The sequence below is a fragment of the Caballeronia sp. LjRoot29 genome, from assembly GCF_964252755.1.
In the GTDB taxonomy this organism is placed as follows: Bacteria; Pseudomonadota; Gammaproteobacteria; order Burkholderiales; family Burkholderiaceae; genus Caballeronia.
Genome location: NZ_CAXUPU020000002.1, coordinates 117,516 through 142,898 on the forward strand (window position 1 = coordinate 117,516; position 25,383 = coordinate 142,898).

Annotated in this window: 25 protein-coding genes; 15 read left to right on the forward strand and 10 right to left on the reverse strand. The window is 59.8% G+C overall.

The features are described 5' to 3' along the window. Positions 1-49: 49 nt before the first annotated feature. The 3 genes from ACSQ83_RS02685 to ACSQ83_RS02695 form a co-directional block, all read right to left on the reverse strand. Positions 50-1,615 carry a S53 family peptidase gene (locus ACSQ83_RS02685; protein WP_414966804.1) on the reverse strand — a complete coding sequence of 522 codons (1,566 nt, stop codon included), beginning with the start codon at positions 1,613-1,615 and terminating at the stop codon, positions 50-52. A gap of 202 nt (positions 1,616-1,817) precedes the next feature. Next, complete coding sequence (locus tag ACSQ83_RS02690; RefSeq protein ID WP_436227141.1) at positions 1,818-2,378, reverse strand: DUF488 domain-containing protein; 561 nt, start codon at positions 2,376-2,378, stop codon at positions 1,818-1,820. Between the two features lie 23 nt (positions 2,379-2,401). Then, positions 2,402-2,821 carry a GFA family protein gene (locus ACSQ83_RS02695; RefSeq protein ID WP_414949227.1) on the reverse strand — a complete coding sequence of 140 codons (420 nt, stop codon included), beginning with the start codon at positions 2,819-2,821 and terminating at the stop codon, positions 2,402-2,404. A gap of 207 nt (positions 2,822-3,028) precedes the next feature. On the opposite strand from ACSQ83_RS02695, the gene ACSQ83_RS02700 reads away from it, so the two are divergent. The 3 genes from ACSQ83_RS02700 to ACSQ83_RS02710 all read left to right on the forward strand — a co-directional run bounded on the left by ACSQ83_RS02700 (position 3,029) and on the right by ACSQ83_RS02710 (position 5,874). Next, complete coding sequence (locus tag ACSQ83_RS02700) at positions 3,029-4,345, forward strand: inositol monophosphatase (RefSeq protein WP_436227142.1); 1,317 nt, start codon at positions 3,029-3,031, stop codon at positions 4,343-4,345. Continuing rightward, positions 4,335-4,868 (forward strand): isochorismatase family protein, encoded by a 534-nt coding sequence (locus tag ACSQ83_RS02705; protein ID WP_436227143.1) that lies wholly within the window; start codon positions 4,335-4,337, stop codon positions 4,866-4,868. The genes ACSQ83_RS02700 and ACSQ83_RS02705 overlap by 11 nt, the downstream gene beginning before the upstream one ends. A 205-nt stretch (positions 4,869-5,073) precedes the next feature. Continuing rightward, a complete protein-coding gene (locus ACSQ83_RS02710; protein ID WP_414949223.1) occupies positions 5,074-5,874 on the forward strand; it encodes a transporter substrate-binding domain-containing protein in 801 nt (266 codons plus the stop codon). 101 nt (positions 5,875-5,975) lie between these two features. Here the strand turns inward: ACSQ83_RS02710 and ACSQ83_RS02715 are convergent, their stop codons facing one another. Both ACSQ83_RS02715 and ACSQ83_RS02720 read right to left on the reverse strand, forming a co-directional pair. Continuing rightward, a complete protein-coding gene (locus ACSQ83_RS02715) occupies positions 5,976-6,314 on the reverse strand; it encodes a type II toxin-antitoxin system PemK/MazF family toxin (RefSeq protein ID WP_436227144.1) in 339 nt (112 codons plus the stop codon). Further along, the gene (locus ACSQ83_RS02720; protein ID WP_414966807.1) at positions 6,311-6,598 is read right to left on the reverse strand and encodes an AbrB/MazE/SpoVT family DNA-binding domain-containing protein; all 288 of its coding nucleotides are present in this window, start codon (positions 6,596-6,598) and stop codon (positions 6,311-6,313) included. The genes ACSQ83_RS02715 and ACSQ83_RS02720 overlap by 4 nt, the downstream gene beginning before the upstream one ends. A gap of 446 nt (positions 6,599-7,044) precedes the next feature. On the opposite strand from ACSQ83_RS02720, the gene ACSQ83_RS02725 reads away from it, so the two are divergent. The 4 genes from ACSQ83_RS02725 to ACSQ83_RS02740 all read left to right on the forward strand — a co-directional run bounded on the left by ACSQ83_RS02725 (position 7,045) and on the right by ACSQ83_RS02740 (position 11,693). Continuing rightward, positions 7,045-7,752, forward strand: coding sequence for a 2Fe-2S iron-sulfur cluster-binding protein (locus ACSQ83_RS02725; protein WP_414966808.1), 708 nt, complete (start codon positions 7,045-7,047; stop codon positions 7,750-7,752). 8 nt (positions 7,753-7,760) lie between these two features. After that, on the forward strand, positions 7,761-8,750 hold the full coding sequence (locus ACSQ83_RS02730; protein ID WP_436227145.1) for an FAD binding domain-containing protein: 990 nt from the start codon (positions 7,761-7,763) through the stop codon (positions 8,748-8,750). Next, positions 8,747-10,975 carry a xanthine dehydrogenase family protein molybdopterin-binding subunit gene (locus ACSQ83_RS02735; RefSeq protein WP_436227146.1) on the forward strand — a complete coding sequence of 743 codons (2,229 nt, stop codon included), beginning with the start codon at positions 8,747-8,749 and terminating at the stop codon, positions 10,973-10,975. The genes ACSQ83_RS02730 and ACSQ83_RS02735 overlap by 4 nt, the downstream gene beginning before the upstream one ends. A 130-nt stretch (positions 10,976-11,105) precedes the next feature. Further along, positions 11,106-11,693, forward strand: coding sequence for a nucleotidyltransferase family protein (locus tag ACSQ83_RS02740; protein WP_414949217.1), 588 nt, complete (start codon positions 11,106-11,108; stop codon positions 11,691-11,693). A gap of 129 nt (positions 11,694-11,822) precedes the next feature. Here ACSQ83_RS02740 and ACSQ83_RS02745 read toward each other — a convergent pair whose 3' ends face one another. The 3 genes from ACSQ83_RS02745 to ACSQ83_RS02755 all read right to left on the reverse strand — a co-directional run bounded on the left by ACSQ83_RS02745 (position 11,823) and on the right by ACSQ83_RS02755 (position 13,773). Next, positions 11,823-12,518 (reverse strand): glycosyltransferase, encoded by a 696-nt coding sequence (locus ACSQ83_RS02745; protein ID WP_414949216.1) that lies wholly within the window; start codon positions 12,516-12,518, stop codon positions 11,823-11,825. A 386-nt stretch (positions 12,519-12,904) separates the two neighbouring features. Next, positions 12,905-13,357, reverse strand: a complete 453-nt coding sequence (locus ACSQ83_RS02750; protein ID WP_436227147.1) for a DUF2442 domain-containing protein — start codon at positions 13,355-13,357, stop codon at positions 12,905-12,907. Further along, positions 13,354-13,773 (reverse strand): hypothetical protein, encoded by a 420-nt coding sequence (locus tag ACSQ83_RS02755; RefSeq protein WP_436227148.1) that lies wholly within the window; start codon positions 13,771-13,773, stop codon positions 13,354-13,356. The genes ACSQ83_RS02750 and ACSQ83_RS02755 overlap by 4 nt, the downstream gene beginning before the upstream one ends. Before the next feature lie 250 nt (positions 13,774-14,023). On the opposite strand from ACSQ83_RS02755, the gene ACSQ83_RS02760 reads away from it, so the two are divergent. From ACSQ83_RS02760 to ACSQ83_RS02770, 3 genes are all read left to right on the forward strand, one after another. Next, positions 14,024-14,521, forward strand: a complete 498-nt coding sequence (locus tag ACSQ83_RS02760; RefSeq protein ID WP_414949212.1) for a hypothetical protein — start codon at positions 14,024-14,026, stop codon at positions 14,519-14,521. A 239-nt stretch (positions 14,522-14,760) separates the two neighbouring features. Further along, positions 14,761-17,052 carry an FdhF/YdeP family oxidoreductase gene (locus ACSQ83_RS02765; protein ID WP_436227149.1) on the forward strand — a complete coding sequence of 764 codons (2,292 nt, stop codon included), beginning with the start codon at positions 14,761-14,763 and terminating at the stop codon, positions 17,050-17,052. A 140-nt stretch (positions 17,053-17,192) separates the two neighbouring features. Further along, positions 17,193-17,372, forward strand: coding sequence for a hypothetical protein (locus tag ACSQ83_RS02770; protein WP_414949210.1), 180 nt, complete (start codon positions 17,193-17,195; stop codon positions 17,370-17,372). Between the two features lie 20 nt (positions 17,373-17,392). Here ACSQ83_RS02770 and ACSQ83_RS02775 read toward each other — a convergent pair whose 3' ends face one another. Beyond that, the gene (locus ACSQ83_RS02775; protein WP_436227150.1) at positions 17,393-18,688 is read right to left on the reverse strand and encodes a sugar efflux transporter; all 1,296 of its coding nucleotides are present in this window, start codon (positions 18,686-18,688) and stop codon (positions 17,393-17,395) included. A 418-nt stretch (positions 18,689-19,106) separates the two neighbouring features. Here ACSQ83_RS02775 and ACSQ83_RS02780 point away from each other — a divergent pair, with 418 nt between their 5' ends. From ACSQ83_RS02780 to ACSQ83_RS02790, 3 genes are all read left to right on the forward strand, one after another. Continuing rightward, positions 19,107-19,391: a helix-turn-helix domain-containing protein gene (locus ACSQ83_RS02780; protein WP_414949208.1), complete on the forward strand. Its 285-nt coding sequence runs from the start codon at positions 19,107-19,109 to the stop codon at positions 19,389-19,391. A 12-nt stretch (positions 19,392-19,403) separates the two neighbouring features. Then, positions 19,404-20,756, forward strand: coding sequence for a type II toxin-antitoxin system HipA family toxin (locus tag ACSQ83_RS02785; protein WP_436227151.1), 1,353 nt, complete (start codon positions 19,404-19,406; stop codon positions 20,754-20,756). A gap of 179 nt (positions 20,757-20,935) precedes the next feature. Beyond that, entirely contained in the window at positions 20,936-21,127 is a 192-nt protein-coding gene (locus ACSQ83_RS02790) for a hypothetical protein (protein WP_436227152.1), read from the forward strand. A gap of 532 nt (positions 21,128-21,659) precedes the next feature. Here ACSQ83_RS02790 and ACSQ83_RS02795 read toward each other — a convergent pair. Continuing rightward, positions 21,660-21,914 (reverse strand): hypothetical protein, encoded by a 255-nt coding sequence (locus ACSQ83_RS02795; RefSeq protein WP_414949205.1) that lies wholly within the window; start codon positions 21,912-21,914, stop codon positions 21,660-21,662. A 616-nt stretch (positions 21,915-22,530) separates the two neighbouring features. Here ACSQ83_RS02795 and ACSQ83_RS02800 point away from each other — a divergent pair. Both ACSQ83_RS02800 and ACSQ83_RS02805 read left to right on the forward strand, forming a co-directional pair. Next, on the forward strand, positions 22,531-23,784 hold the full coding sequence (locus ACSQ83_RS02800) for an NAD(P)/FAD-dependent oxidoreductase (RefSeq protein WP_436227153.1): 1,254 nt from the start codon (positions 22,531-22,533) through the stop codon (positions 23,782-23,784). A 328-nt stretch (positions 23,785-24,112) separates the two neighbouring features. Beyond that, positions 24,113-25,186 (forward strand): porin, encoded by a 1,074-nt coding sequence (locus tag ACSQ83_RS02805; RefSeq protein ID WP_436227154.1) that lies wholly within the window; start codon positions 24,113-24,115, stop codon positions 25,184-25,186. The last annotated feature ends 197 nt before the right edge of the window (positions 25,187-25,383 follow it).

Here is a 25,383-nt window from a genome sequence, read left to right on the forward strand (position 1 = left end):
TGGCCCATCGTCATCGCACTGTCAAAACTGAACCAATCAACCTGAACCGCTACTTCAGCGCAGCCGCGACTGTTGCGCCGTCCGGGCTGCCGAGCCCCGTACACGCGTCCCATCCCGCTGCCGCCTCGAAGCTGCCGTTATTTCCCTTCGTGATGTCATGTCCCGCGGTCTTAGCGCCGTACAGCTTGGGGTTGAGGAAACCCGCCGGCTTGCCCGCCGCCGCGTTGATCCGGGCGATCAGCCCCGCCCATAGCGGCGCGACCGCGCTCGTGCCGCCCACGACAGTCTGCGTCCCGCCAATGATCACATCGTAGCCGGTGATCGGCGACGCGTCGCCTGCAACATCGGGTACACCGCGTTTGGTCAGCGCCGATTTCCCGCCGCTGGCCCGCGTAACGCTCAAGCCTTTCTGCCAGACCGGCAGCGCAAACACGGCGCTCACGCCGCCGCCGGTTGCGCCACCCTGGTCGCCGTCGTTCCACACGACTTCGCTGCTGATGCCGCTCTTCGTCGCCCGCAATTGCGTGCCGCCACACGCGAGCACATACGGGCTGGAGGCCGGGAAATCGACGGTGTCCTGGCCGCCTGCGGCGCCGTCGCTGGAGCCGCTGTCGCCGGAGGCCACGCACACGGTCACGCCCAGTGCCGCGGCCGATTGCAGGACTTCATCGAAGGCGTTTTGCGATTGCGGCGTCCAGTTGGTTTCCGGGCCGCCCCAACTGATCGAGATGACCGATGGCTTGTTCGTATCGTCGTGGATCGCGCGGTTCACGGCGTCGATAAACCCCGCGTCGCTGTTGGCCGTGAAATACACCGCGATCGTCGCGCCCGGCACGATCGCGCCAATGATTTCGATGTCCAGCGTCACCTCGCCGTCCGGCCCGTTCGGATTGCCTGTCGGCGAGTTCTTGGCCTGGTCGACGCCCACTGAAACCACGTTCGGCTTGCCCACGCCCAATTGCGAAAAATAGGCGCTCAGGTCGCTTTCGCTATACCCGCCGCCCAGTTCGATGATGCCCACGCACTGGCCGCTGCCGTCGCCGCTCGGGAAGTCGTAGAGCTGCGCGAGATCAAGCGGCGTGTACGAGGTGCTGGATTCGCTGCGCGCCGTCTGGAACGGCGGCCGGAAGCGGAAATGCGGGCGCGCCTGCGGGCGGCTGTCCAGCCCCAGCACGGCGGTCACCGTGTCCTTCATATCGTCCGGCACGTTCACAGGTCCCGTGCGCCCGCGATACTCGCCTATCGCATGATGTTCGAAGCGCTCCAACTTGACGCCGAAGGCCGCGCTGAACTGGGCGATGGTGCCCGACAGCACCACGCTGCGCGAGCCTGCATCGGCGCGGACTACGCTCAGACTGTGCGCCTTCGCGAACGCTTCGGTCTTGGCGACATCCGCAGCCGATGCTCCGAAGCGTTTGGCAAACTCATCGCGGGAAACCGGCTCGGCATCGGCCGCGCCGGTATTGATCTTTTGCATCAACTGGGTGAATTCGCCTTCGTTTTGCCGCCGAAGCATCACTACTACTTCGATCTGTTCGTCCGGATTGCATGCGCCGAGGCAACGCGCGCCCTCGGGTTGCGACTTGTCGCTGCCGGCTATCGGATGCTTGCTCATGGCTTGTGGCTCCTGGCTGGTACGGAAAAATTCGTGTCGCGCGGATTCAGGTTCGAGATGATCTCTGCTTGGCTCAAGGCTCATGCTCGGGTCTCGGCTCAAGCATCTTGCTCAAGCCTCCTATCCGACACCGCGCGACGGGTGCAGTTCCAGCATAGGCAAACGATTGCCTTCTGCTTATGCCTCGGGCGGCGAAGGACTGTCAATTCGGCATCGCCCCCGCTTTTGGGCTTGATTCGGGATAGATCACGGTGCCGTCGGATTGCGGCAAGGCGTGTAGCGTGAGCGTCGCGTGCGTGACTTGATGCGCTCCCATGATGTGCAGCACGGTCTCGCCTCGCGCGAGCAGATAATCCGCCACGATCCGCCGATGACATCGCCACCACACGGCTTCCGAGCACATGATCGCGCAACGCTGTGCGTGGCCGAGGTCCAGAAGGTCCCGCAGCGCGTCGCGGAAAGGTTCGCTCAATGCGTAATCGGCGTAATTGCGGAACGCCGGATGAGTCCAGTAGGCGTTCGGCGATGGTGAGTCAGTGTTGCGCTTGCCGCGCCGGCCGCCCAACGCCGGACTATGCACGTAGGCAATAGCGTCGGCACTCAGCGAAGCCGGCAAGGTGTCCTGGTTGAATTGCGGATTGGTCCGCGATCGGGGAATGCTGCGGACATCGACTAGCGTGTTTATCGCGTTTTCTCTCAGCAAGCCGATAAATTCCGGCAGCGGACGCGTCGAATGACCAATAGTGAAGAATGGCAGGTTCATCGGGTGGTCTATAGGCCCGGTCTTCAGGGCCGGTCTTCAGGATATTCCCGCCGTCCGTCGCCGGACAGCCAAGGCTCGCGGCGGATGCACCAGAGTTCATACGATGGATCGAGGAAACCGGTTTCGTCGAAGGCGCCAATCGGCAAGTCGATTTCATCATTGTTGACGTACGCCATATACGCAACCGACCCGCAGACCGGGCAGAAATGGCGGCGGGCATCGACTGAGCTTTGCCAGGCTTTGGTCACGCCCGACATGGTGACCTGCTCCTCGGCGTACACCGCGTACGCGCCAAACGCTGACCCATGCACGCGGCGGCATGTCATGCAATGGCAAAGACCCACGCGATTCGGCGCCGCCGTCGCCGTGAAGCGCCATGCTCCGCACGCGCAGCCTCCTTCATGCCGAACTTCCTGACCGGTGTCCTGAATCATGTCGTTCATCTCAGTCTCCCTATAATCTGGTATCTGTTATCTACTACTGGCATGCAGGATCTCGTCACCCTGGCAGCAGCGGGCATGGCAACAATCTTAGTAGCAATGTTAGTGGCAATCCGCGTGGTAGCAACCGGCGCGCCGCATCGGTTTGGCGACGTGCAAAAAGGCGCGATTTTGCTACGATGACACCCCCACGAGACGGAGATGGCACTCATGAAGCACGTATCCCTGCTGGCTCTGCTCCCCTCCGGCACGACGCCTGCCGTCGCGACCGGGCCGTACGCGACGCCGGCCGCTCCCGATCTGGCCGCCTATGTTCTCTCGCACGAACGTTATGACGCAGTGGAGAACGCGCCGTCCACGCGCAACGATTACAAAAACGTGCGCGTCGCCGATGTCATGACCGACGAGTACGTGTTCCCGCTTGGAGATACAGGCAAGTCGATCGTGCTGTCCGGTTATCAGATTGCGGCGGGATTTCTCGCTGAACGGGCCGCCGACGAGTGGCTTGAACTCGCACGCCAACAGCACGCCGCCGATGGTGGCGCAGACGACGACGGCACGCGCCACGTACCCGATCCCGCGGAAGCCGATCAGTTGATGGACCGTGCGCTTGAATCCGCCGAACGCATCCTTGCGCCGTTCGAAATGGCGCCGATCGCGTCGTTATTCGAAACGAACTATCGCGGCGCTCGCGAGTTTCTTCGCCTGAGCTGGGAAGGTTTGCCGGAAGACCTGGTGCCCAAGTCGCGTCGACCGGCCGCGGTGTTGAAAGCGGCTGCGGATTCGGATCGGGACTCGGCATTGGCCGCGAAGGACTATGACCCGTATGGCCTCCAGGGCACGAGCGATTACGACGTCGACAAGCCATTGGCATATCGGGAAAAAATCGGCCCGTTCCTGCTGACCATGACATATCGGCATGAATATCCACAGGTCGACGACGAACGGCTCGGCACCGCGTTCGCGGTGTTTCACGAGGCGGGCACGGATATCGTCGCGGCGGCGGTCGAGTTGAAACTCGTGAAAGTGCCGCCCATCCAGAGCAGCGCGGATCTGGTGTATGTCCTCGATACCTACTCCGGCGAGATGCTGTCTCTCGCGCTCGCCGCCACCGAAGCGCTTGGACCGGAGCGCCTGTGCAGCGTGTTCAATACGCATCGGGTGGTGTATATCAGCACGTGGGAAGTGAGAAAACCGTGGCGCGGCGAAGGCCTGGGCGTTGCATTGCTGCGCGAGGCGTTGGAGCGCTTGCCTGCGGACCCCGATGGCCGTCCCGATGCGTTGTGCGTGGCGCCCGAGCCGTATCAGACTGAAGTGCGCTATCTCAGCCAGTTGCCGCCCGCGTTGCGCGCTGAAGTCGATATACCCGCGCAAAGGCTCACCCGGCATCTGGCGGAATGGCTGGATCGTGCAAATTTGCCGAACGTGAAGACGCATTTTTTCATCCCGATGGCCAAGCATGAAGGCATTGGATCTGCGGGCGAGAACGCGCGGTTGATCGACCGGATCATGGAAAGTGAAGCCTGATCCGGTACTTGTGATGATCGATATGCAGGCGAAATTGATGCCGCATATCGATAACGGCGCGGCTGTGCTGAAGCGTTGCCGGGCGTTGGTTCAAGCCGCCGATCTGCTCGATATCCCGGTACTTGTCACCGAGCAGAACCCACGTGGGCTGGGCGCAAGCGTCGACAGCCTGCTTGGAGAACGTGGCGAGCGGCATCGCCTATTCGAGAAGCACACATTCGATGCCACCCTGTGCCTGGACTTCGTGGCGGCGTTGCCGACGAAGGAATCCGTGTTGTTCGTAGCCGGCTGCGAGGCGCATGTGTGCGTGTTGCTGACGGTTACCGGCTTGCTGAAACTGGGCTACACGGTGGAGCTGATCGCCGATGCCGTCGGTTCACGCGCTCCGGAGAATAAGGCAATCGCGCTGGCCAGGGCGCAGCGCGAAGGCGCGCTTCCCACCACGACGGAAACCGCGATCTTCAGCTGGTTGGGAAGCTGCGAACATCCGCGTTTCCGAGACGCACTCGCGTTGATCAAATAGCATCAATGCCCGTCACTGCAGCCATGCGCGCCGGTCATGGCTGGCATGAGCAGATTTCGATTGTTGCGGGTTTTTGGCCTGCCTACAGTGCTTTCACGTGCACGGTCACGTAGCGCTCCAGGGTATCCGAGTGAATCCCGCGAGGCGAATCCCGCAAGGTTGATCCAAACCGCGCTCTCCGACTTTTCTGCTCAAGGCCACCATCATGACGACTCGCCTCTCCCGCCTTGCCCGGCGCCTCTTCGTGGCTACGGCGTTCGCCGTGCCCTTGGCAGCCACGGCCACTTTCGCTCACGCGGATGCCCTCGATACCGTGCAAAAAAATGGCGTGCTTCGGGTTGGCGTATTCATGGACTATCCGCCGTTCGGCTCTATCGGCCCGGATATGAAACCGCAGGGTTACGACATTGAAATGGCCGACTATCTCGCCAAGACGATGAAGGTCAAAGTCGATCTTGTCCCGATCACGGGCGAAAACCGCATGGCTTATCTCGCCACGGGCAAGGCCGACGTGCTGCTGAGCGTGGGCCAGACGCCGGAGCGCGAGAAAGTGCTCGATTTCTCGCGGCCGTATGCGCCGTACTATCTGGCGGTGTTCGGACCGAAGTCGCTGCCGGTGAAAAGCGAAAAGGATCTGGCAGGCAAGACCATTTCGGTGGCGCGCGGCACGCTGGAAGACCTGAGCGTGACGAAGGTCGCGCCGCCGGACGCGACGATCAAGCGTTTCGATGACCCGAATGGCGCCATTTCGGCGTTTCTGTCGGGGCAGGTTCAGTTGATGGTCGTGGGCAATGACGTAGGCGCAACGATCATCGCGCGTAATCCGCCGATCGCGCCGGAGCAGAAATTCGCGCTCTTCAGCTCACCCGATCATGTTGCCGTGAATAAAGGCGAGACGCGTTTGCTGAAGGAAGTGGATGCGGCCGTGGTGAAAGCTAAGAACGACGGCACGCTGAACAAGCTTTCTACGAAGTGGCTCAAGGCGCCGTATCCGAGCGATTTGTAAGCAAGGTCGCATCGTTACCGATACAAAACTGCCACCGTCAGGTGGCAGTTTGCATTTGCGGTTAGCGGGGTCACACGGGGCTCATTTCCAAGCCCGGAAGCTCATAGTTGGAGGAAGGATCTAGTCGCATATTTGGCCGCGTCGAGCTCCTCTGCCGTTACGGTTTCGCCTCTGAAGTTAACTTCCCTGGCGACGTAGCTCCAGCTCCGGATCTGATCGACGAGCGCCACACCTGGGCGCTTGAGGCTCTTGAGCGGAATCTCGGTCGCCCACTCTCTCACGGTGGAGGTGATCGGCAAGCCAGTAAAGCGGCCGGTAATCTCATTCACGACTGAATCGGAGATGATCAGGACCGCGCGATAGCTATCCTGTTCATTCCCTTTGGACGGGCCAACGTGCAACCTGACCACATCGCCGGCGTCCGGTATTCCATTCTTCATTCCATACCTTCGCGTGTCGGGTCCTGCGGGCCACCCCATTCGTCACCGACCGGATCGCCGAAATCAACTTCGTCGTGGCGTTGGAGCTTGCCGTCCTTAAATTGCTGAATCAGGCGCTCGCGAGAGAACCGTGGAATGGCGCTGTGTGCACGCACGAGCAGTTGACCATCGTGGACTTCAACATCGACTTCCTGACCTTCAACGAGCGAGGCTTCGATGGCAAGGCTGGACGGGATGCGAACGGCAAGGCTGTTACCCCATCGCTTTACAATTTGAATCGGCATACATATCTCCTGCGTATCAACGCGTTGCTATAATCAATCTTATATATTAAGACATGGAGTGTCAACGCGTCGATACAGGCAAGTTGCAGGCGTTTGACATGCAAAGTTTTTTGACCCTGCGGCAGAACACGGCAATGAAGAAGTAAGCCCACGGTAACCGTATCGAACGGCTTGCCTAAGGCCGTCCAGACCCTCCCAAAGATCTCGATTTACCGATGAATGTAGCCCTTACCTGCAATCCCGAGCGGGAATCATCGTGAGAGCGCGGCATTCATTGATGGCATTGGATTTGCTGACTCTCATCGTCCCCACTCGCCTCATCGGCTTGCACCCCGCAAGACACAAGCGAGTGGCGGCAGCGCCTCTGTCAGCCAGACACGCCGACACCCCGACGCGTCCAGCCAAACATAGCGCTCACTCGATCGAGCGAGGAGCTTCATATCGCCATGCGCCACGTCAACGTTCCCCATGACAGCAACCTAGACCAAGAATCATCCGAGGCAGTCAAACCGTCGCGCCGCAGGTTCCTGCAATCAGCAGCGGCAGCGGCGGCCGTCACCGCCGCGCCGCTCGCTCGTGCGCAGCAACCGGCGGCGACGTCGGCACCACCGCCCACGTCCACGACCGCCGCGCCATTGATGCCCGTGAAGCTGACCATCAACGGCCGTGCTTACGACATGCAGCTTGAAGCACGCACGACCCTGCTCGATGCATTGCGCGAATACGCCAGCCTCACCGGCACGAAAAAAGGCTGCGACCGCGGCCAGTGCGGCGCGTGTACGGTGATTGCGAACGGCCGCCGCATCAACTCGTGTCTGACACTCGCTGTCATGCACGACGGCGATTCGATCGTCACGGTAGAGGGCCTTGCCAACGCGCAGACGCTTACGCTCAGTCCGATACAAAGGGCTTTCATCGATCACGACGCGTTCCAGTGCGGTTTCTGTACGCCCGGCCAACTGTGTTCGGCAACTGCGCTGATGGATGAATTCCGCGCCGGCGACGCCAGCGCCGCGACTGCCGATGTCCGCTACCGTCCCGCCCAACTCTCCGACGATGAAATCCGCGAGCGCATGAGCGGCAATATCTGTCGCTGTGGTGCGTATCCGAACATTGTTGCGGCGGTGAAAACCGTTGCGATCAATAAAGCTTAGGAGCGCACATGGATGCCATTTCTTACGAACGCGCCACCGATATAAGCGCGGCGATCAAGGCAGCGCAGCAGCCGGGTGTTGCGTTTATAGGCGGCGGAACAAATCTGCTCGACCTCATGAAGGGCGGTGTCGCGAGGCCGGTAAAGCTCGTCGACATCACGCACATAACCGGCTTGAACACGGTGAGCGAACTGCCCGACGGCGGCCTGCGAATTGGTGCGCTGGTTCGCAACAGCGACGCCGCGAATCACACGTGGGTCCGCGAACGTTATCCGCTGCTGTCGCAGGCGTTTCTCGCGGGGGCATCGGCGCAGTTGCGCAACATGGCGACCGTTGGCGGCAACCTGATGCAACGCACGCGCTGTTATTACTTCTACGACACCGGCTTTCCCCAATGCAACAAACGCACTCCGGGAAGCGGCTGCGCGGCGATAGAAGGCAATAGCCGCATCCACGCCATCCTGGGGGCGAGCGCGCAGTGCATTGCGACGAATCCATCCGATATGAACGTGGCGCTCGCCGCACTCGACGCCGTGGTGCACGTGAATGGTCCCCAAGGTGAACGGTCGATTGCATTCGCGGAGTTTCATCGATTGGCCGGCGATCATCCTGAAGTCGATACCACCCTGCAACCCGGCGAACTGATCACGGCCGTCGATCTGCCGCCCCCGCTCTTCGCGCAGCACTCGCACTATTTGAAGGTACGTGACCGCGCGAGCTATGCGTTCGCGCTGGTATCGGTGGCCGCCGCATTGCAGATGGACGGCAATACGGTGAGGACCGCGCGCATCGCGCTGGGTGGCGTCGCGCATAAACCGTGGCGCGCCACGGCGACTGAGCAAGCACTCACTGGCCAGCCGTTGTCACCCGACACGTTGCGTAGCGCAGCAGCGCTTGCCGTTCGCGATGCACGCAGTTATCGCGACAATGGCTTCAAGATCGAACTGGCGCAGCGCGCGATTATCCGCGCGGTGTCGACTGCAGGAGGTGTGGCATGAGTGTTCTTGGACAACCGCTCGACCGCACCGACGGTCTTCTGAAAGTCACGGGCCAGGCGAAATATTCCGCCGATAATCCCGAAGCCAAGCTCGCGCATGCGGTGCTGGTGACGAGCACGATCGCGCACGGCAGGGTCGCGTCAATGGACACCGCGCGCATACAAGGCATGCCCGGAGTCTTGCTCGTGATGACGCATGAAACCGCGATGCGCCTCCCCAATGGGGGCAAACCGAATGCCGAGCCGCCAGCTGTGCGCAGATTGTCGCTGCTGCAAACCGATGAAGTGCGCTACAGCAACGAGCCCGTAGCCGTCGTCGTTGCCGATACGCTGGAACGCGCAACCGATGGCGCCCGCACACTCCAGGCATCGATTCGATACGAAGCCGCAACGCCAAACGCGGACTATCAGCGCGCGAAAGCCACGGCGTATCAGCCGGAAAAAATGATGGGCAGGCCGATCAACACCCAACGCGGCGATGTGGCTGCCGGTCTGCGTCAGGGTCCGACGCGCCTCGACGTGGTCTACACCACGCCGAACGAACACCACAATCCGATGGAGCCGCACGCAACATTGGCGCGCTGGGACGGCCCGAATCTCACGCTCTACGATGCCACGCAAGGCGTCTCCGGCGCACGCGGCGCGGTCGCGAAAACGCTCGGCATCAAGGAAGAAAACGTGCGTGTACTCTGCCCGTTCGTCGGCGGCGGATTTGGATGCAAGGGTTCGGCGTGGTCGCATGTCGTGCTTGCCGCCATGGCCGCGAAACAAACCGGCCGGCCGGTTCGTCTCGTGCTGGAACGTCCGCAAATGTTCGGCATGGTCGGCAATCGGCCGTTCACGGATCAGCACATCCAGATCTCGGCCCGCGACGACGGCACGCTTACCGGCATGCGTCATGACGTGATCTCGACCACGTCGACGTTCGAGGACTGGAACGAGAGCTCGGCCATCCTCACGCGCATGCTGTACGCCGTGCCGAACCAGGCGACCACGCACAAGCTGGTGAAACTCGATGTCGGCACACCCACGTTCATGCGCGCCCCCGGTGAAACGAGCGGCTCGTTCGCGCTCGAATCCGCGATGGACGAAATGGCGTACGGGTTGAACATGGACCCGCTCGCGTTCCGGTTGAAGAACTATGCCGAGATGGAGCCTCAGGAAAAGAGACCGTGGTCGGAGAAGTCGCTGCGTGAGTGTTATCAGATTGGCGCCGATAAATTCGGCTGGTCGCGGCGTAATCCGAAGCCGCGTTCCATGCGCGACGGCAACACGCTGATCGGTCTCGGCATGGCCACGGCAACCTATCCGGCGAACCGCAGCGAGGCATCGGCGATCGCGCGCATCTTGCCGGATGGCACGGCGATGGCCGCATCGGGCACGCAGGATCTCGGCACCGGAACCTATACGGTGATGACGCAAGTGGCCGCCGATGCATTAGGTTTCCCGGTAGAGAAGGTCGACTTCGCGCTCGGCGATTCGTCGTTGCCGCACGCGCCGGTCTCCGGCGGTTCGCAATCGGTGGCGAGCGTGTCGCCGGCGGTGCGCGAGGCGGCGTCGCAGGCACGCGCCAAGCTGATCGCCATGGCCATAGCGGATTCAGTGTCACCGCTAAGCGGAGCTTCCATCGACGATGTCACCGTCGACAACGGCTGGGTCATTAGCCGAGCGGACCCATCGAAGCGTGACCCGGCCGCCGCGATAATCGCGCGCAACGGCGGCAAACCGATCGAAGCCATGGCGACCACCAAGCCCGGCGATGAAAAACAACAGTTCGCGTTTCACTCGTTCGGCGCGGTGTTCACTGAAGTTCACGTCGATGCGGACCTGGGCACGATCCGCGTGCCGCGCATTGTGGGCGTGTATGACGTCGGCAGTTTGCTCAACGAAAAGACCGCGCATAGTCAGTTGATGGGCGGTCTTGTGTGGGGCATTGGCTCGGCGCTGACCGAGAAGAGCGAACTCGATGGACGTTATGGCCGCTACACGAACGCCAACCTTGCGGAATATCACGTGCCGGTGAATGCCGATATCGGTTTGCTCGATATCACCTTGCTGGGCAAACCCGATCCGCACATCAACCCGCTCGGCGCGCGGGGGATAGGCGAAATCGGCATTACGGGGGTGGCGGGATCGATCGCTAACGCCGTGTATCACGCGACGGGCGTCCGGGTGCGCGATTTGCCGATCACGCTAGATAAGGTGATGCCGAAGACATCGGTCTGACGTTTTTGTCCAGGAAAACCGTGCGGGTGCACTTCCGGTGCATGCCGTGCGGTTTTTTTTCTTGCTTGCGACATGCCTTGGCGCTTGTCAGAATCGACGCTTCTTACCATCGACTATCGGGAAGCCGGCCATGAGTTATTCATCGAGTGCGACCGGCATTCTGCTTGCAGCCGGTTACGGCTCCCGCTTCGATCCGAGCGGTCTTCACAACAAACTCCTGGCTACGCTCCCCGACGGCACGCCGGTCGCGTTTCAATCCGCACGCCGGTTGTTATCGGCGGTGTCGCGGGTCATGGCCGTCGTGCGGCCGGGGTCAGAGAAGCTGGCGGAGGTGTTGAACGAAGCGGGCTGCGACGTGATGTTTTCTATCGATGCCGAACGCGGCATGGGCGCGACGCTCGCCGCAGCGGTGCGCGCGACGCAGGACGCGGAAGGCTGGCTGGTCACGCTGGGCGACATGCCGTGGATCGAACCGGGGACGGTCGAAGCGGTGGCCCGGTCGCTGGACGGGGGAGCATCGATTGTTGCGCCGTTTTATCGCGGACAGAGGGGACATCCGGCGGGATTTGGAGCCATGCATCTGGACGCGCTCAGCGCCCTTGACGGCGATGCCGGCGCGCGGGCGCTGTTTATGTCGGAGGCGGTGGAGCGCATCGACGTGGAGGACGCGAATATTTTGCGCGACGTGGACTTGCCGGAGGATTTGCGTCCTGATTGAGTTTTGTTTTACGCGCGCTCGTCCGCGGCGTCTTACACGTCACCGCCTTCACGCTGGCCGACGGCAATGACGAAACCGTGACGAATTTTCCGCTTTAAGCCCGGTTCCAGACCGAAAATGGGGTCAGTCTCAAGCCGCCAACGCCCCGTCCTCGTCTGTCTTCGCCGAAAAGCACCGTCGGCTCACATCCACCAGCGTCGCACCAAACCCCTTGAGCGCGCGGAAATCCGTACGCGCACTCGTGACCACCCGCGGCATGGCACTCCACGCAATTGATGCCCCGTCCGCAATCAGCGCCTCCACCAGCGCCACATCCTCGCTGGTTTCGAGCGGCGCGAAGCCACCGACGCGCACGTAAGCCTCCGCCGATACCCCCATGTTCGCGCCGTGAATGTGCCGATGACCGTCGGCATCGGTATAAGTGCGCGCGAAATGCTCCCGCACGGCCGCCAGATGCGGAGACCAGTCATGAACGGAGATCACGCCGCACACCGCGTCGGCGCGGCAATCGAGTTGCCGGACCAGCCAGTCATCGGCGACGACACTGTCTGCGTCGGTGAACGCCAGCCATCGCGCGCCCAGCGACAACGCGTGGCGCGACCCCTCAGCCCGCGCCACGCCCACATTTCGCGCACTCACGCTGAGCACCTCGGCGCCTAACGCGGCAGCGATGGCCGCAGTATTGTCACTGCAATGATCGACGACCACGATCACGCGCACCTCCTCCCCCAGCAATTCGTGATGATTCGCCGCGCGTTTTGCCGCGCTGACGCAAGCCCCGATATGTGCCGCTTCGTCATGAGCGGGAATGATGATGCCAAGCATGTCGTTCTCTCCATTCGCATTTTCGGCGTCCGGATGACCCGGGCACGGTTGCGGAAAGACACAGCAATGGCTATTCCCAAGCGAGTTGGAAGGTCTACGTGCGCCCGGGTGAAACGTGGGCGAGCGAACATTTAGGAGGATGGCAGGAGCGCGGACAATATTTCGACGGCGTTAGGAGCCTGGCACTAACACGCACGCGAAGAGAGAGGCAACGCGTTAGCCGGTTCGCGAGTTCAGCGAGAGACTGCGCCGCAGAAAACGGCGTTGGATGGCTTAATTAGCCATCAGACCAGGAATATGTTGGCAACCGTTAGCAGGTTCCTGACCAGCTTGGAAGATTAGAGTTTGGACGTGGCTACTGCCGCCGGGATTCGCAATCGGCGGGCTCAACCGAAGTGCTTCGCAGCGTTCCCATTAGAGCGGTCATCCGCCGATCCTGAGCCATCCTTACCTTGATGGGACTTCAGTAGCCCGAGCACAGAGATGTCAATATTGTGGTCGACCAGCGTGAGCGCCGTACCCGCAAAGGACAGCGTAATAGAGGAAAGTGCTTCAGCCGGAACGTTATCCAATTCCGATATCTCGTCCACCGGGATCACGACACTCTTCCCAAGCGGAAAATGAATCATGATCACCGCGTGGTCCGGAAGATATTCCACGCTGTCCGCAACGCCCGGAAGGGCACTGGAGTGTGATCCATGCAAGACGCTCTGGATGGTCTCGAAAGCGGCTTTGAGCTTGAACATTGCGCCGGTCGGACGACGCTCCAGAACGAAAAGCGTGTTACGTCCCTCGTCGAGATCGACAGGTTTTTCGTCAGGCGCGTTGATAATTTTCATAACTTGATCCCTACTTGCGTGCAATCTGCCAAATGCAACACGGTCAACCGCTCGACAGGATCATAGGTTCCCCGCTGGATGTTGACCAGCGTCCTTCCCGCCAGATTCGGCTTCACAACATATTGTTTCGTTTCGTCCCACGCCTGATTTTCCAGACACGTATTCTTGGTAGCTTCCATCCAACCTTCCCTGGCCACGAACAAGCGTTCTTTGACAATGGCAATGACGTCATTTCTCACTTGAGAAGGCACCCAAGCTGTATCCGGAATGACATCCAGCAGACTCACGCCGTTGTGCCAAAACGAAAATTCAAACCGCGCGGACCAGTCGCCGCCATCCAGATGCACATGCGGCGGACAATGCTCGTCTCTCGTGAACACAGCGATTCGCCTTCCCTTATATTGACCCACTTTCATCGATTTTATTCTCCCTCGTTAAACCAAACGTTGCTTACAACTATCGGTGGGCAGGTGCTTCGATGTGGTAAATATTACACACGCACTTGACCTCCGATAGCTGTCCAAACGGCTAACGAGTAAAAACCACCCGAAACATTTTGAGATCTAACTGAAACAACACGTAACGCGAGTCAACTTTCCTGAAAGCTTGGCGTTAACCCGTGGACAACGCCAATCCTGGCGACGACTTCCCAAGGCAACCGACTCCATGGCCGCCCTTCCGCTTTCAGCACTTCAGCAACGTCGACAAAAACAAGGCCACGCGGCACTCGTTCCGAGATCGGCCGGCCAACTCAAGGCTGAGCACGACCGCATCGTCGGCCGCGCACAGTTTTTCCTCTACGCGACCATCGCGCTGGGTATTGCTGGCGTGATCGCCGTCGCAATGCTGCCGTTCTCATCAGTTCCAGACGACTTCAGTTTCGGCGCTCAGGAAGTGGTCGGCGTGGCTGTGTTCGCGGCGTGCCTGTTCCTGCTGCATGAACGCACCGAGCTCACGCTGCGCCTGTACAACTACGAACCCGTGGAACAAACCACGCAGGGCGAGCTGCGCGCGCTATTGCATCGCGTGCCGGAAGGCATGTCGTATCAAAACGCTCTCGCCGCCGACAACCGGACGTTCGTGACCGTGGAAGCTGAAGAAATTCGCCGTCGTGCCGATGCATTCAAACCGCAAACCGAAGGGCTAGAACCGGCAGAAAGCTGATCGCCGTGCCTTTTGCCGTATGAACCACGGCGGAAGGGCGACGTACAAGACGTGGTAGAAAAATCGTCGTTCCCCGGTAAAAATCCGGGTCTGAATAAACCTGAAAGCCGCCGCCCCGCATTGACGGGCCGGCGGCTTTCATTTTTCCGCTCATGGGTCGAGCCTGTTTTTTGCTGGATGAATTCCGCCGCGAACGCATTCTCGTCGTTCGCCCAGTTCACCTGCGGAGCGACACATCCATGAGCAAACAACCTCGCATCGAGCAATATGACCACCCGGCTGGCGGTTGGGGCTCGGTCAAAGCCGTTTCATCGATACTCATGAAAGAACACGTCGCCGTGAACGGCACGCGGGTGTTGTTCAAGCAGAACAAACCGGATGGGTTCGCGTGCGTGAGTTGCTCGTGGGCCAAACCAGCCGATCCGCATCTGTTCGAGTTCTGTGAAAACGGTGCAAAGGCCACCGCTTGGGAAATCACCACCAAACGCGCGACACCCGAGTTCTTCGACCATCACACTCTGGCCGCGCTAGAAGCCTGGAGTGATTTCGAGCTTGAGTCACAGGGCCGGCTCACCCACCCCATGCGTTACGACGCCGCCACCGATCGCTATCTGCCTATCCCATGGCAACAAGCCTTCGATGAAATCGGCGAAAAGCTTCGCAGCTTCGATCCGAAACGCGTGGTGTTCTATGCATCGGGCCGCGCGTCGCTGGAAACCTCGTACATGTACGCGCTGCTTGCCCGTTCATACGGCTGCAACAACCTGCCCGATAGCTCGAACATGTGCCATGAGAGCACGTCGGTGGCGTTGCCCGACACCATCGGCGTACCGGTTGGAACGGTGACGCTCGCAGACTTCGAACACACCGACTGCCTGTTTTTCTTCGGCCACAACACCGGCACGAACGCGCCTCGCATGCTGCATCCTCTGCAAGAAGCGAGAAAACGCAACGCGCAGATCATCACGTTCAATCCGTTGCGCGAGCGCGGGCTGGTGAGTTTTGCGAATCCGCAGTCGCCCAAGGAAATGCTCTCCACCGAGCAAACCTGTATCAGCACGCAATACCATCAGGTCAAGATCGGCGGAGACATTGCGGCGATCACAGGCATTTGCAAGTCGCTGATAGAAGCCGACGACCAAGCCCGCGCAGCCAATGCACCTCGCGTGCTGGATGCGGATTTCATCGCGGAACATACGCATGGTTTCGATGCCTTCGCCGACGCCATGCGCGCCGCCGACTGGAAAGACATCGAGTCGATGTCGGCGCTGACACGCTCCGCGCTCGAGGCAGCCGCCGCCGAATATGCGCGTGCGAAAGCGGTGATCATCTTGTACGGCATGGGTATCACGCAGCATCGGGAAGGCGTGCTTGCCGTACAGATGCTGACAAATCTGATGCTGCTTGGCGGGAACATCGGCAAGAAGGGAGCCGGGATTTGTCCGATCCGCGGCCACTCGAACGTGCAGGGGCAACGGACGGTTGGCATCACCGAAAAACCCGCGCTGGTTCCCATGGACAAGCTCAGGGAACTGTATCAATTCGAGCCGCCACAGGAAACCGGCCTGACCACCGTGGATACGTGCGAAGCCGTCAGGGACGGCGATCTCGATGCATTTATCGGACTCGGCGGCAATTTCGCGCGGGCGATTCCCGATCAAGGCGTGCTGGACCCGGCGTGGAAACAGATGCCGCTCACCGTGCAGATCGCGACCAAACTCAACCGCAGCCATATCGTCCACGGGCGCACGGCATATTTGCTGCCGTGTATCGGCAGGATCGAGGTGGACCGGCAGGCGAGCGGCGAGCAGACGGTGACCGTGGAGGACAGCACGGCGTGCGTTCACGCATCGAAGGGGATGACTGAGCCGGCGAGCGAACACTTGTTGTCGGAGCCGGCTATTGTTGCCGGGCTGGCGAAGGCAATCTTGCCGCCGAATCCGACTATCGACTGGGATGCGTGGGTCGGCGATTACGGGCTGGTTCGTGATGCCATCGAGCGTACTTACCCCGAGCAGTTCAAGGATTTCAACCAGCGCATGACTCAGCCCGGCGGTTTTCATCGGCCATTGCCGGCCGCGAAACGTGAGTGGAAAACAAAAACCGGCAAGGCAAACTTCATCGTGCCCGATGGTTTCGGTGAAGATCCCGATATGGACTTCGAAGGCGAACGCACGCTGCGCCTGATGACCACACGCGGCGACAGCCAGTTCAATACGACCGTGTACGCACTCGATGACCGCTTCCGCGGCGTGTACGACACGCGTGACGTGCTCTTGATGAACCAGGACGATATGACCCGGCTGGGCCTGGCCGAAAACGATACGGTCACGGCAATCACAGTCGCGAAGGACGACGTCCTGCGCGAACTCGGCGGGCTGCGGGTACATGCATTCGATATCCCCGCCGGCTGCGTGATGGGCTATTACCCGGAGTGCAATCGTCTGATTCCCGTGTCGCATCACGCGAAACGCAGCAAGGTGCCGGCGGCCAAGGCGATTCCTGTACGTCTGCGGAAAATGGCGGCTTGAGGGCGTGAACCAACGTCCGCAAGGCCCCGCAGGGTTAAAAGTGCACGGCCGGAGTTTGCGAGCCTGCCTTTCAGTCCGCATGCGCCTATGCTGGAGAAGACGACATTGACTGTCGGCGACAAAACAAACCGAGGCCACTCATGAACCAGATGAACATCCCGCAGCCCAGGAAATACGATATGCAGACCAATCCGATTCCTGACCCGCTCGCCGATCCAAACCGCGATCCCGAGGCGGATCCGCTCTCGCCGCCTTCGCCCGGGCATCGTCCGGAGGAGCCGCAGCATCCCGATGCGCCACCCGACGGACATCCGGTTTAGAAAGACTCCCCAGCAACCCGTTATGACGCGGTTTCCGATCGCTCGCCAACGGCGACGATCGTGGTGACCGCGTTGCTGTCATCGACGGGTTCCAGGGTGGGATCGAAGAAAATCTTCGCACCGCGCTGATAGTTGAAGATGAACAAGACAACCGACGCAGTAGACGCCAGCAACACGCAAAACACGAACACTGCGCGATAACCCCACGTCGCCGCCACGAATCCCGACGCCACGCCTGCGAGCACGGAGCCGGTGCGCATCGTGTTGAAAAACAACGTGGTCGCGCGAGCCAGTGCGCCGGGCATCAGTTCCTGAAAGTACGACATGCCAAGACACGACGTCACCGCGACCACGACGGCGTTAAGGATCTGCAGCGGCACGAGCACCCACAGGTTCGGCGCAAGCGCGATGCCCGCGAAATACACGATATGCGACAGCGACGCGAACGCAATCATGTTCGCCTTGTTGATGCGACGGGACGCGCCGCCGAGCAGGAGCATCATCGGAATCTCGGCGAACGCGCCGAGGCCGACCATCTGCGCGACGTGCGCGGTCGCGCCGTGCAACTGATCGACAATCAGCACCGGCAGCATGATGGTCGCGATCGCCGAGCCCATGCCAATCAGCGTAAAGCTCACCAGCGCCGCGTACACGTGCGCGTTTTTGCCTTGGGGCGGAATTTCGCTGGTGGTTTGATCAGCGGATTCGAAGGCGTCGTAGGCCTTGGGTTCGCGCATGCACAACACGATGAACCCAGCCACCGCAAACGCGCCCGCCGCCGACAAAAACAGCCCGTTAAATCCCGATACGCCCAGCACGATTGCGCCCACCGCCGGGCCAAACACCCACGCGCAGGAAAGCGTGGTGCGCAAGGTTGCCATCGGCAGTTCGGTATGTTCGATGCCTTCCGCGTGCAGCCTCGCTTTGCCGAACGTGAAAAGTTGCGGAAACACCGCCGCACCGATACTCAGGAAGACGCAGCCGAAAATTGTCAGCAGCACGTAGTTGCGCGTGACGCACAGCAATGCATAACCCAGCGCCGACCCCGCGATGGACAGCAACACGATGCGTTTTTTATCGGTCCGGCGATCGGCAATACGGCCGAGATACGTACTCACGACCACGCTGCTCACCGCGGTCAGCGTCATGAAGATGCCTAGCCGAACCGGCGTCATGTGCGCCTCGGTCGCACCGAACAGCGACGTGTAAGGCACCGCGAATGAGGACGCAATGCCTGACAGGAACATCGCTAGAGAAATGCCGGGATAACCGGGAAGACGGATCAGCGCGAGAAAAGTCTTGAATACGGCGTTCATTGAAATTCACGTTGGCGGCCAAAGGTCCGTCGCGTGACGCTCGTGGCGAGCGAGAAAAACGACGTTCAGCGGGCACTTAAACACGCGCTCACGTTTTTTTCAATGACGTTTTCTTTTGGTTGCAGACTGGCGAAACCTGGGCCGGGGAAAGCGCACGACTTGGCGGTGTGCGATGAAACCCGCAACGCAATCGCGCAGACAAAGGCTCCGAAGCCGAACGTCACTTTCTATATAACAGCCCTCAAAAGGAATACAAATTCATATAACAGTCCATACAAGGGCTTTTATTCAAATTATCCTGTCATATTGCCTCTAAATTGCTATAATAGCCCGCATGGAGTCTACTAAACCGTTTAAAAGCCCACTTGAAGGCCGTAAAACCGGAAAACCGCTTCCCATTCCGGTGCAACGGACGCTCATGAAGCTCGGTGAAGACCTGAACCGCGCGCGCCGCCGCAGAGGGTTGACGCAGCAGGCGCTCGCCTCGCGCATCGGCGCTGGACTTAATACAGTCAAGCGCATGGAGAACGGCGATCCGCACGTGCAATTACATTTCCTCGTGCGCGCGCTCCATTTTTTCGGTGAACTGCAGCGGCTCAATGATCTTCTCGACAGCGGCCAAGACGATATCGGCCTCGCGTTGATGGATGAAAAGCTGCCGCAGCGGGTGAGAGCCGCGAAGAAAACCACCAAAGCGTTCTAACGGGTCAAGTGAATGAAAAGCAAACCTTCCAGGTCCGGCAAGCCCGGTATCAGTACGGCCCTGGAGGTTCACCTCGGGGCCGCCGGCACGCTTGTCGGCCACTTGAACTACGTCAGCCAGGGGCGGCGCGAAGTGTCGCAGTTCGCATACGACGAGACCTGGCTCGACAGTCCGGATCGGTTTGAAGTCTCTCCTGACCTGCCCCTCGAACCTGGTTATCAGCCGCGTCGGGCGACGAACCCCGTGGATTCGGTGTTTCACTTTGCATTGGCCGATACGGCTCCCGACGCATGGGGGCGTCGTGTCATCAACCGTATCCACGCCAAGGCGCGCAAGGATAATCCCCGCCTGCTCCCGCTGAACGAGCTCGACTATCTGTGTGCAGTGGACGATTTCAGCCGCATTGGCGCGCTTCGCCTTTGCGACGAAGGGATCTATCTGAGGACAGTTGATGAAGGCCGGCGCATGACGCCGCCCATGATCGAACTTGAACGCATGTACAGGGCCACGCGCGCGGTCGAGACAACCCGGGAAACTGCGGAGGACCTGCGTTACTTGCAAGGTAAGGGCACCTCACTCGGCGGCATGCGTCCCAAATGCACCGTACTCGATGAAAACGGCAAGCTCGCCATCGGCAAATTTCCGAGTGTCAATGACACGATCAATGTCACCCGGGCCGAAGTCCTGGCGCTCAAGCTCGCGCGCCAGGCGGGCATTACGACCGCCAATGCGCGGTGCGTCACGCTCAATGACACGCCGGTCGCGATCATCGAACGATTCGACCGGGAGGAAGGCGACTTGCGCATCCCTTATCTTTCGGCTGCGTCCATGCTGCAGGCGTCGCGGCAACATGCCCACGCCTACACCGAGATCGTCGATGTGATGCAGCAAAAGTGCTCGCATCCGGACGACGACGCTCGAGAGTTATGGCGCCGCCTGGTTTTCAACCTGCTCATCACCAACACCGACGACCATCTGCAGAACCTCGGTTTTCTGTATGACGGCAACGGCCTGTGGCGCATTTCGCCGGCATTCGACGTGAATCCGATGCCCGGCAAGGTGCGAGAGTCCACGACCTGGCTTACTGAAGATGCGGGTCCTATTGAATCGGTCGAGATGCTTCTGGATACGTGCGCCTATTTTTCACTATCCGATGCACAGGCCAGGATGATCCTTGGGGAAGTCCTGGACGCGGTAATGGAATGGCGGCGAGTGGCCGTGACGCCGGACGTCGGTCTCGGCGCTCACGAGTTGGATGATTTCGACGATGCCTTTGAGCATGCTCAGACGGACCAGGCTCGTAAGTTACTGGGCCGCGTCATGCTGCGGCCTGAGCTCGCCGAAGATGCCGAGGATATTGGGTAACCGGCCCGGCTGACTGGTCGTTCCCGAGCAGTCAATTCGTCCGGATCGGCGGATATTTACTCGTGTTTTGTTATGAATTTCCGCCTACTCTTGTCTTAGCGGCCGTACGCAGCGGCCGTACACAGACACCATCATGACGATGGGATCGTTGCATCAAACATGGGGTCCGGGAGTTCATCTTGAAACAGCTTATGTCCGCGGTCATCGCCGTTTCGGTCTTGATGCTGCCCGCCGTTTCGTTGGCTGCGCAAGCCGACGGCCCAAGGGCGCTGGACCGCGTGGTTCAACAGAACGAGAAATATGAACGGGACCACCCGCGGCAATTGCCGGCCACCCACAGCGAATGCAAGGCGTCGAACCCGGGCCAGTAAACTGAAAATCGCAGCGAATACGTTTCTTCCCGATGGTTGGAAACGGCTTTTGCAAGCATCGCTGCGACGTTTAATACGTTTCAATACTCAGTAGACGATTCTCCCGCAGACAACCTTCACGCGAACAAGCGCCTGATTCTTTGCCAGAACGCGAGACGGTGTGGGTGCGCAACTTCCGCCGGCACCTCTTCGTCCGGATGGTAATGGACCTCCCGAACCTGCCGAACCTGTGAGACAAGCAGCCCGATGTACATGGTGACTCTCCCGACGTTGGACTTTTAAGTTCGCGGAAAGTCGGCAGCTTGGAGTTCGTGCGCGCACTCGCGCGGCGACATGGGCTTATCCGCTTCCGCTAAAAGGGGGTTGGCGTACAAAGATATTGTTGTTTCTGGCATAACCCTCCTTTTTTAGCTTATTAGCTCGCCGCCTCACGAACCGCCGACGTCCGGTGGTCATCGATTTAATACAAACAGCTTAACGAAATAAGCATCCCGAACTATTGGCGCATTCACTGAACCGAATAAAGCGCCGGTCAATGTCCAACAAACCGTCCCATTGTCATATTAGGCCGATCCAGAGCCGGGGGGAATACGCACCAGCAACCGTCGTCATGCCGGAAGAAAAGCAGCGCGCGCGATCCAAAAGGCAACGCAGTTTCTACACACACATATCGCCTTCCGCCTAAACGCGTGCGGCTGAACTCGGTGACTCGAACCGGGGTGGAAAGACCGGGAGCCAACCATTTGTCGACTTGTGTCCGTAGCGAATATTCATGCGTGGATTTCATGTGCTGCTCCGGCAAATGAAGCCTGCCCGGCTTCGTCTCGCGCGGACTTGATGCCGTCCGCGGTACGCCCCGTTTCTTTATCCGAGCTTTGAGTGATGGTCCTGCTGACCGACGCCGCCCTCAGTGCGCTACACCGCGCGAGATGATTTAAATCTGCGAGTTGAGCAACAAGTTGCCTAGCCGTCCTGCGCTTCATCACACCTCCCGCACCGCAACCTGAACTTGATAAAACACTTTAACTGTATGCCTGGATCGCCCGCTTGGGCGGCTTGTCGGCAAAATCGCAACACTTTGTCATAAAGAGGAAAGCGCCGAATTGATCCCCACTGATTTGCAACGGTTACTTAAATCAGTTGCTGCCGGCCATGTTTGTTTATCGGCACGCGGAGATTCGGACTTGAGCATCTGCGATCAATGCCGCCGATGTTTTTCGGAGGGGTGCGATCGTTGAGCCGGCAACGGTCAGTTGCTGTGCGATCATCCGCGCGGGTGTTTTTCCACCGGCCGAATCCAACGGCGTGAGTTATCCGACGCTGCCGTTGAACACCTTTTAAAGCACGTTTGCAAAAGCAGTCTGGCAGGGTAAGAAATTGAACTTTGAAGCAGGGGTATAGCAATGAGCACGAATGCAGCGGCTTCAGGCAGTACAGGAAATTTCGACGTAGTAGTCATTGGCGGCGGCGCTGCGGGTATTGGCGTGGCGGCAAGCTTGCTGCGCCGGCGGCTCGATCTTCGCATCGCGGTCATCGAGCCGAGCGAGCGGCATTTCTATCAGCCCGCATGGACGTTGGTCGGCGGAGGTGCCTTCAACATAGACGACACCGTGCGGCCCATGTCGTCGGTCATGCCGGAACGAGCGCATTGGCTGCGTGCCAGTGCGAGCGCGATCGAGCCCGGGCAGCATCTTGTCCGGCTCGACGATGGGCGCGCCGTTGGTTATCGGCACCTGATCGTCTGCCCCGGACTGCGGCTCGCATGGGAAAAAATCGAAGGTCTGGAAGACACATTGGGCGCGAACGGCGTAACGTCGAATTATCGATTCGATCTCGCGCCGTACACGTGGAAACTCGTCAACGAACTCAAGCGCGGCAAGGCCCTCTTTACGCAGCCAGCCATGCCGATCAAATGCGCCGGCGCCCCGCAAAAAGCGCTGTACCTGTCTTGCGATCACTGGCTCAGGCAAGGTGTGCTTGATCAACTCGACGTCGAATTCAACCTGGCCGGCGACGTGCTTTTCGGAGTCGCTGCGTTCGCGCCGTCGTTGATGAAATATGTCGAGCGCTATCATGCGTCGCTTGCGTTCGGATCGAACCTGGTCGGCGTGGACGGTGCTCGCCGGATCGCTTCGTTCAGCGTGAAAGACGGTACCGGCAGCGTCATGCGTGTCGACAAACCGTTCGACATGCTGCATGTCGTGCCGCCGCAACTACCACCGGACGTGATCAGCAAGAGCGCGCTTGCCGACAAGGCCGGCTGGTGCGAAGTCGATCACGCCACGCTCGTGCACCCGCGTTATCCGGACATCTTTGCACTCGGCGATGCGTGCTCAGCACCCAACGCAAAAACGGCCGCGGCGGCTCGCAAGCAGATAGTCGTAGTGGCGGAAAACCTGCTTGCTGCGCGTGAGCAAAAACCATTAAGCGCACGCTACGACGGCTACGGCGCCTGCCCGCTGACGGTTGAGAAAGGCAAGGTCGTGCTGGCGGAGTTCGGCTACGGCGGCAAGCTGCTGCCGACCATCCCGCTCGACCCTACCGTGCCGCGCGCCCTCGCGTGGCATCTCAAGACAATGGTCCTTCCGTGGCTGTACTGGAATGGCATGCTGAAGGGCCGCGAATGGCTCGCCGGGCCGATGAAACCTCAAGCATGAGCTCCTTGCGTTCGTCACGTTGACGAGGCGCCCGCGTCGATCGACGCGGGCGGTGGGCTCACAAAGGAACACTCCCCAGAAGACCTCGATCAGGCAATTGGGATTTTCTTGAATCTAAATACATAGTTATCCAAACTAACTTCCCGCGATCGTGACTGATCCGTAACAGATGCCACGTCGATTACCCAATCGACGAAATTTGACACCTTAATCGCTCGCTATCCGACCTTTGTTGTACTAAGTGTATGTCCTCGAAATCAATCCATCCCCCAGGCGTCTAAAACCGAGCGTACATATGTTAAAAAAACTTGCAGCGATTATCCCGATTATGGCCACCACTTCCCTCGCGCATGCACAGAGTTCGGTCACGTTATATGGAATTGTGGAAGACGGTGTCGATGTGGTCAGCAACGTGCAGGGGAACCACTTGTTCCAGCTTGCATCCGGCGTGACCGCAGGCAGCCGCTGGGGCGTGCGTGGCACCGAAGACCTGGGCGGCGGTCTCTCAACCCTCTTTCGCCTCGAGAGCGGTTTCAATATCAACTCGGGAAACCTCGGCAGCGGACTCGCGTTCTCCCGCAACGCTTATGTGGGCCTTCAGAGCGTTCAGGCGGGTACGTTGACGCTCGGTCGTCAATGGGACTCCGTTGTGGATTTCGTCGAGCCTTATACGCTTAACGGCAATGTCGGCGGCTATTATTTCGCCCATCCGAACGACATGGACAACACCGACAACGGCTTCCCCATCGCGAATGCGATCAAATATCGCAGCCCCGCCTTTGCCGGATTTACCTTCGGCGGCCTGTATTCGCTAGGCGGCATCGCCGGGCAGTTCTCGAACAACGCCACGTTCAGCGCGGGTGCGACTTACGCTGCAGGGCCGATCAGCGCAGGCGTGGCGTATCTGCGCATTAACAATCCAGGTGTGTCGACGCAGGGTTACCAGAACTATCCGGGCTTCACGAATGCGGTCTATGGCGACTTCCTGACTGCCGCTCGCGCGCAAAAAGTACTGGGTGTAGGGGCTTCGTATCAAGTGCTCGCGTCGCTGCGCGTGTTGGCGGACTTCACGAATACGATATTCCAGCAAGGCAGCGCGGGACATGACGCGACGTTCCAGAACTACGAGTTGTCGACGCTGTTTAATCCGACGCCGGCAGTGACAATCGGCGCGGGTTACACCTACACCACCGGCCGCGACCATGCGACCAGCGCGCAGCCCAAATTCAACCAGTTCAACCTGACGGCTGAATATGCGTTGTCGAAGCGGACATCGGTGTATGTGCTGGGCGTATTCCAGAAAGCCGCCGGCGACGCAGAAGCCGCCCAGATTGCAGGCTTCAATCCTTCAAGCAACCAGAAGCAGGCGGTTGGACGGGTTGGTATCCGCAGCACTTTTTAATTCGATGATCTGATCACTGCCTGTATCTAAAGCGACAAGTCCGGTTGCGCCAGGAGCCGTCCAACCGGACACATCTTTATCTTCAGATGAATAGAACGATGCGCTCATTTCTTTGCTAGGGGTTATCCCACCCCTACATTCCGCCACTGCTTTGCCGTAAAGAAGCTACGCATAGCGTTCGGCAACGCCCGACGCCG